Origin of the sequence: Photobacterium sp. 1_MG-2023 (genome assembly GCF_030547945.1) — a bacterium.
In the GTDB taxonomy this organism is placed as follows: Bacteria; Pseudomonadota; Gammaproteobacteria; order Enterobacterales; family Vibrionaceae; genus Photobacterium.
Genome location: NZ_JAUORR010000056.1, coordinates 1 through 7,048 on the forward strand (window position 1 = coordinate 1; position 7,048 = coordinate 7,048).

Consider the following 7,048-nt stretch of genomic DNA (forward strand, 5'->3'; position numbering starts at 1 on the left):
GCCTGAACCATGTTGTGATTTGATCTGTTCAATGAAGATTTTTGTGTGTTTGTAGCTCGGCGCTTTATGGATTCCCGTCTTCGCGGGAATGACGGTAATTGGTTGTTTTATTTGACTTAATCTAGATTTTGGTGCTGCTGGTTCCTCGAAGTACGGGGGTCTTTGCTGCTTGGTTTCGAGGCCGATGATGCCATTGGTTGATCAATGGCTACCCCTTGCCTGGCTGGTAGTTTTCATTCTCAAGCGCTTTGGTTGTGATCTCCTGATACAGGTTGATCAGGCTGGCGGCCAGGTTTTGCCATTCGGGGTGGCGCTCTACCAGAGGCATGATGCGCTGTGCATCATCCAGAACCTCTTTGAGAAACTGAATATCAAGCTCATTCAGAGTTTCGCCATCATCGACCCGTTGTTTCATTGCTAACGCTCTGGGTAATCGCTGGGATTCCATACGCTCAGCCAGTGCCTGTAAAATCCCTGCCTCTTTTTCTTTGCTGTCCATAGAAATCCTTGTGAATCGAAAGAACGATGACATGAGTGTAGTCACTATTTTCGGGGAAGTGCATGTCGGCACCTGAAGTATGCACAGCGTCCCTTGTTGGCGGTTCGCTTGTATCTGTTATGCTGCCTGTCAGTACTGAAATGAGGATAGACCATGAGTGAGCAAGTTCTATCGCTGGTCCTGGCACTCAATCCTGAGTTGCCGGACCGTGTAGCGCAAATTCAGGCGGCGGTGAAGGCGGCAGAAAGTCAGTTCCAGCCGTTGTTTTATGAACTGGCCTGGACAGATGATCGGCACATGAGCATTGTGCCGGATTCGATGGTGATCAAAAACGTTGCGATTGAGGATGCCAAGGTCACTGTGACCGTGGATTTTAACTGGTCGATTTTTGAGGCTTGCCTGATTGTTGACCATGTCTCACAGAACGAAGCGAAACTTCAGTTCGCACTGGTGGAAGATTCATTGGTGATGAATCAGGTATTTCCGCCGCGCTGGCGATACGATCACTGATTGAAAATCCAATGGGTTTGTTCGTTGTGATGACAGATCAACAGAGTTCAGAGTCATCAGCCTGTTGTGTTTATTTTCAGCGTTGCAGTTTTCCTTCAGTCGTGGGCAGTTTGAAGAATCAAGCTGCCTGTCGGGGCGTGCGGAGCCAGAAACCAGGGATGCGGGGTGACATCGATGCCGATGCGGCTTTCGTACTGTGCTTCGGCATCCAGTAACGGGGTGTAATCTGCCATCGCTGCTTCGCTGGTATAAACCAGCAGGTAACGCACCGGATCAAGGTAGTCAGACAGGGGAATGTGCAGTTCCAGGCGATCAGGCTGCCGGATGGTGAAATGCCGGTAGCGATAGTGGGTCAGGCTGTCGATGAGCAGAAAATCTTCAGAGTAAAGCTGGACCTGAGGCGGAAACACGGTTTGGCTGACGAGGCTGGTCAGGACAAGGTTTTGCTGGCTGAACTTGGGTTCCAGCCGGATCAGTTTTGAAAAGCTCCGGCCTGACGACAATTCAATAATCACATCTTCGTTCGTCAGCCGAAACAGAACCGGCAAGCTTTCGCAACAGGGTAATGCGGGCAGGTTTCTGACTTCGGTGAAGATTCTTGAAGTCGCCTGGAGTTGGGTTTTGTCCTGACGCGCCTGAGAGACGCTGACGTTTTTCACACCATTGACCGTTTCGGGCGAAAAACTGTCCGTCAGCGAGCAGCCGGAAAACATCAGGCTGAACAGAAGAAAGGTCGCAACACGCATAACAGCCTCGGGCCATGCTGGGTACATGTTTAACCATAGCAGTTTCGGTTGGCGTGTCATTGCCAGTGGCGTCAGGACGGGGGCTTGGGTTCGCTGGCTTGAAAGTCAGACTCTGAATATTTTGTTGCAGTTTTTACATTTGTAGAGGGCCCTGCAAGTCAGTTTTGTCCAAAAAGTTCTTTTTATCCGGTAGAGCATTGGGTTCTTGCAGCACATGGTGTTCTCGCTGAGTGACTCTGAAAATCAGCAGCTTAATGCGTGATCGAATCTTTTTTTGTGATCTCGATCGCTCAGGCGCAGAAGGTGACACTCGTCTGACGATAGAATGACATGAAATTGACTTAGCAGGGGCGGGTTGAACAAAAGTTGATCGGGGCGTCTGTGATTATGGGAGTGAAAACTCCCATTCATCTACACGTTGCTTGAAAATTTAAGCGGAAAAATACAGAAAATACAGCGTTATACTTTGGTGGTCTTGTTGCAGGTTTTGCACCAGTAAACGGCTTTACAAGTGATTCGCTGCCAGATACCGCGTTTGATTCTCATCAAGTTCGGCTGCTCACAACACATTTTTTATTCCTTATTTGAGTGTTTTTTGACAGTGCGCAATTGTAATGCAGTTTGTTGATTAATTGAAAGTGATATTACTCGCAAAATATTCTGGTAAGAGCTGTAATTCGACGTTTCTTTGACTCAATTTCTGGCGATTTTTGTGAAATGCGTCAGCTGTAAAGACAAAAAATTGACAGTTGAATATAAAAAAGGCCAGTCAATGACTGGCCTGATCGGAACATCCGTTTCTTGTGTACGAAAGGTTGGCTTACCCTATTGCCAGCCAGAGGCCCACACCCATCATTAAGCTTCCTGCAATTCGGTTGAGATAATTGAGGTTGTCACCACGGCCAAGGAAGAGTCGCAGACTTTTTCCGCCATTTGCATAAACCATCAGTGCGATGAATTCTGTCAGCAGGATAATACTCAGCAGCCCGAGCATTTGCGGGGCCATCGGCATCTCAGGATTGATGAAGGGCGGGAGGAGCGAAATCATAAATGCCCAGCCTTTTGGGTTTGCAATCGCCGTGATAAATCCTTGTGAGATCAACTGTCCGCGACGGGTTTCGGTCGGCGCATCCAGATTCATGGACATCTTGCCCTTGTTTCGCCACATGCTGATTCCTAACCAGAACAGATATGCACCCCCCAGCCATTTGAGCGCACTGAAGAGCTGCGGGTAATTCAGCATCACGGCTGCGACCCCCATGACTGCAGCAATCGCCACAATGGCGACGCCAACTAACTCGCCACACATCATCCAGAGTGTTCGCCGGACACCGATACTCATCCCGAGTGTCATGGCCAGTGTCATGCACATGCCCGGGGTGATTGAAACAAAGAAAAAAGTCGGGATAAAAGCGGTGAGCAGTGTGAGATCCAACATAACAATATCGACATTCTTGTGAATTAAACCGCAGCCAGTGTAATCAGAATGCTGTTGGCTTGGTAGTGTTTTGTGATCTGTATTGAGCTTCAATGGTCAGGCGGACTTCAGCAAGAAAGTGACTCAGCGCATCGATTTCACTACGCAGATCTTGCAGTTCAGTCTGAATCTCAGCCCATACGTTGAAGACGGTCTGAGATGAATTCCTTTCTGAATTAATCGATCAAGTTCAACAGCACCCTGAAATGACACCCTCTTGTGACTGACTTTCTTGTCATTTAATGTGATTAAATGGTAAAAACGATACAAAATTTATCACTTTGGCTTTATAAGTCCGAAATGTGCGCGTAAATTTAACATATTGTAAAACATCTTTCAGGGTCCGCGGGAATGACGGTATTTTGCTTTGGCGGTAGAAAAAGGAATCACAACCCCAAGGAAAAATTCATGGATGAATTTTTAGGGTGTCGGCGCAGGGAGCGCCTACAACCGGCCCGGACCATACATTTGTGCCAGCAAAGAGTATCTGGCGCGTAACAAAATAATGCTGAATTAGGCACTGAACTCAAGCGCGATACCCGCACAACTTTAGACATGCCCGATCCCGCCGATCCACGACTCTGACTGATCTCTCAAAAATTATTTATATTGATATTTATTGTCTCACTTTAATCTATATTCATTCTGTGGCTGCTTGGTGAAATAAGGATAATGGGATGACACAACGAATTGTAATGCCCGGATTGATGGAGATTGGCGCCGGAGCGCTGGACAAGGTTGCAGACATGATGGGATTGCTGGCCTGCAGCCAGCCCCTGATCGTAACGGATCAGGTGATGTCGGATCTGGGGTATGTCAAGCGGGTTCAGAATTCGCTGGCGGCTCAAGGCATGGCTTGCGGTGTGTTTCTGGATACGGAGCCGGAGCCGACCGAAGCCTCGATTTTACCGGCGGTGGATCAGGTTGTGACCGGCCAGTATGACTGTTTGATTGCCCTGGGTGGCGGCAGTGCCATCGACAGTGCCAAAGCGATCGGGCTGCTGGCACAGCATGGCGGCAAAATGCAGGACTACAAAGTCCCGCATGTGGTGACAGAAGCCATTCTGCCCGTGATTGCGATTCCGACAACGGCAGGGACTGGCTCTGAGGTGACACGAGTGACCATTATCACGGATCAGGAGACAGACGAAAAAATGCTGTGCATGGGACCGGGCCTGATTCCCCGGGCCGCAATCATCGACTATGAACTGACGCTTTCGGTTCCGGCCCGGATTGCGGCGGATACGGGCATTGATGCACTGACACACGCGATGGAAGCTTATGTCAGTGGTAAAGCCGGTGTATTTACCGATCAGCAGGCACTGGCAGCAATGCGTCTGATTGCGCCGAATCTGCGTCAGGCGGTGAATCAGCCCGGTAATCATGCGGCCAAAGAAAAACTGATGCTGGGTGCGACCATGGCTGGAATGGCGTTTTCAAATGCTTCGGTCGCGCTGGTGCATGGTATGAGCCGTCCGATTGGCGCCCACTTCCATGTCCCTCATGGTATGAGCAATGCCATGTTGCTGCCGGTGATCACTGAATTCTCAATCTTAGCCAGTCTGGAGCGTTATGCCGATTGTGCACGAGCTATGGGACTGGCAGACGACATCATCAGCGATCAGGAAGCGGTTGAGCGCCTGATGATTGAACTCAGACAACTGAATCAGGACTTGAAAGTGCCCAGTCTGTCCGCATTCGGGATCGACAAGGCACAGTATTTCAGCCTGCTGGACACCATGGCGGAACAAGCGCTGGCTTCCGGTTCCCCGAACAACAACCCGCGTGTTCCCAGCAAGGAACAGGTCATTGAACTGTATGAAAAAGTATGGAGTGAAGGATGATTGGAAATTACATCAACAGTGAGCTGACAGCAGTGAACTCCGGGCGCAGTCTGCCTGTGACGGATCCGGCAAACGGCACCGTGATTGAGGAAGTCGGTTTATCCAGTGTGCAGGAGACTGAACAGGCGATTGCAGCGGCTGAAGCTGCATGGCCGGCATGGGCGCAGATGACTCCCCTGAATCGCTCCCGGATCCTGTTTCGTTTCAAAGCATTGCTGGAACAAAACATGGACGAACTGGCGGCGCTGATCAGTCGTGAACACGGCAAAGTACACAGTGATGCACTCGGGGAACTGACGCGCGGGCTGGAAGTGGTGGAATTTGCCTGCGGGATCCCGCATCTGCAGAAAGGGGAGCACAGCCGCAATGTCGGTTCCGGGGTGGATTCTCATTCGATGATGATGCCACTCGGCGTGTGTGCCGGTATCACCCCGTTTAACTTTCCGGCGATGGTGCCGATGTGGATGTTCCCGATTGCACTGGCCACCGGCAATACCTTCATTCTGAAACCTTCAGAGAAAAATCCCTCTGCGGCACTGAAGCTGGCAGAACTGCTGACAGAAGCTGGACTACCCAAAGGGGTGTTCAATGTCGTTCAGGGCGATAAAACCTCGGTGGATGTGCTGCTTCGGGATCCGCGTGTCAAAGCCGTCAGCTTTGTCGGGTCGACGCCGATTGCTGAATATATCTATGCCGAGGGCTCGGCACATGGCAAGCGGGTTCAGGCCCTGGGTGGAGCGAAAAATCACTTGGTGGTGATGCCGGATGCGGATCTGGGTCAGGCGGTGAACGCCCTGATGGGCGCGGCTTTCGGGGCCGCCGGTGAGCGCTGTATGGCGGTTTCTGTCGCCGTGGCGATTGGCGATGAGGTCGGCGACCGGCTGGCCGAGAAACTGACCGCCCGCATTCGCGAGCTGAGAGTGGGGCCGGGTTACGGGCAGGCGGTTGAGAATGAAATGGGGCCGCTGATCACTGAGGAGCACATGAAAAAAGTGAGCGGTTACATTGATCAGGGTGAAGCTGAGGGGGCAACGCTGCTGGTGGATGGCAGAGATTACCAAGTGCCCGGCTATGAAAGTGGCTATTTTGTCGGCGGGACGCTGTTCGATCAGGTCACCCCGGAAATGACGATTTACCGGGAAGAAATTTTCGGCCCGGTTCTGTCCCTGTTGCGGGCGCAGTCGCTGGATGAAGCTTTGGCGCTGATCAATGCCCATGAGTTCGGGAATGGCACTGCAATCTTTACCGCTGATGGTGAAGCCGCCCGCCGTTTCAGCGATCAGGTTGAAGTCGGGATGGTTGGCGTCAATGTACCGATTCCGGTTCCCATGGCATTCCATTCATTTGGCGGCTGGAAGCGCTCTCTGTTCGGACCGTTGCACATGCACGGCAACGATGGGGTGCGTTTCTTTACCCGGATGAAAACGATCACCACCCGCTGGCCGAAACACCAGCAACAAGGGGCTGACTTCATTATGCCCACCATGAAATAACCCCGCATCTGAGCGGCTTCCCAATGCAGGAAGCCGCCTGCGCGGAAATGATGGTAATCGTTTGAATTATATGAAATTCGTCGTTCCTGCGCAGGCGGGAACCCAGTGACGTTGATGCGCTGGAGCCTCGTCTGGACGCTGTGAACGATTCTAGAGAAGGACTGAACTTTGCTGTGATTTTATCTGTTCCATGATGATTTTCGTGTGTTTTTAACCCGGCGCTCTATGGATTCCCGCCTTCGCGGGAATGACGGTATTTTGCATTGACGATAGAAAAATGAATCACAGCTCTAGGGAAAAATTCATGGATGAATTGTATGAAATTCGTCGTTCCCGCGCAGGCGGGAACCCAGTGACGTTGATGCGCTGAATTCTCGTCTGGACGCTGTGAACGATTCTAGAGAAGGACTGAACTTTGCTGTGATTTTATCTGTTCCATGATGATTTTCGTGTGTTTTTAACCCGGCGCTCTATGGATT

Annotated in this window: 6 protein-coding genes; 3 read left to right on the forward strand and 3 right to left on the reverse strand. The window is 51.0% G+C overall.

Annotated elements, in window-relative coordinates; genetic code table 11:
* Positions 1–208: 208 nt before the first annotated feature.
* Positions 209–499, reverse strand: coding sequence for a hypothetical protein (locus Q4579_RS22550; protein ID WP_303567154.1), 291 nt, complete (start codon positions 497–499; stop codon positions 209–211).
* 153 nt (positions 500–652) lie between these two features.
* Between Q4579_RS22550 and Q4579_RS22555 the strand changes: the two genes are divergently transcribed.
* Positions 653–1,009, forward strand: a complete 357-nt coding sequence (locus Q4579_RS22555) for a hypothetical protein (RefSeq protein ID WP_303567156.1) — start codon at positions 653–655, stop codon at positions 1,007–1,009.
* A gap of 95 nt (positions 1,010–1,104) precedes the next feature.
* Here Q4579_RS22555 and Q4579_RS22560 read toward each other — a convergent pair whose 3' ends face one another.
* Together Q4579_RS22560 and Q4579_RS22565 are read right to left on the reverse strand one after the other, a co-directional pair.
* The gene (locus Q4579_RS22560) at positions 1,105–1,782 is read right to left on the reverse strand and encodes a MalM family protein (RefSeq protein ID WP_303567157.1); all 678 of its coding nucleotides are present in this window, start codon (positions 1,780–1,782) and stop codon (positions 1,105–1,107) included.
* Between the two features lie 793 nt (positions 1,783–2,575).
* Positions 2,576–3,190 (reverse strand): LysE family translocator, encoded by a 615-nt coding sequence (locus tag Q4579_RS22565; RefSeq protein WP_303567178.1) that lies wholly within the window; start codon positions 3,188–3,190, stop codon positions 2,576–2,578.
* Between the two features lie 719 nt (positions 3,191–3,909).
* On the opposite strand from Q4579_RS22565, the gene Q4579_RS22570 reads away from it, so the two are divergent.
* Together Q4579_RS22570 and Q4579_RS22575 are read left to right on the forward strand one after the other, a co-directional pair.
* Positions 3,910–5,076: an iron-containing alcohol dehydrogenase gene (locus Q4579_RS22570; protein WP_303567159.1), complete on the forward strand. Its 1,167-nt coding sequence runs from the start codon at positions 3,910–3,912 to the stop codon at positions 5,074–5,076.
* Positions 5,073–6,569: a CoA-acylating methylmalonate-semialdehyde dehydrogenase gene (locus Q4579_RS22575; RefSeq protein WP_303567176.1), complete on the forward strand. Its 1,497-nt coding sequence runs from the start codon at positions 5,073–5,075 to the stop codon at positions 6,567–6,569. The genes Q4579_RS22570 and Q4579_RS22575 overlap by 4 nt, the downstream gene beginning before the upstream one ends.
* Positions 6,570–7,048 lie beyond the last annotated feature (479 nt).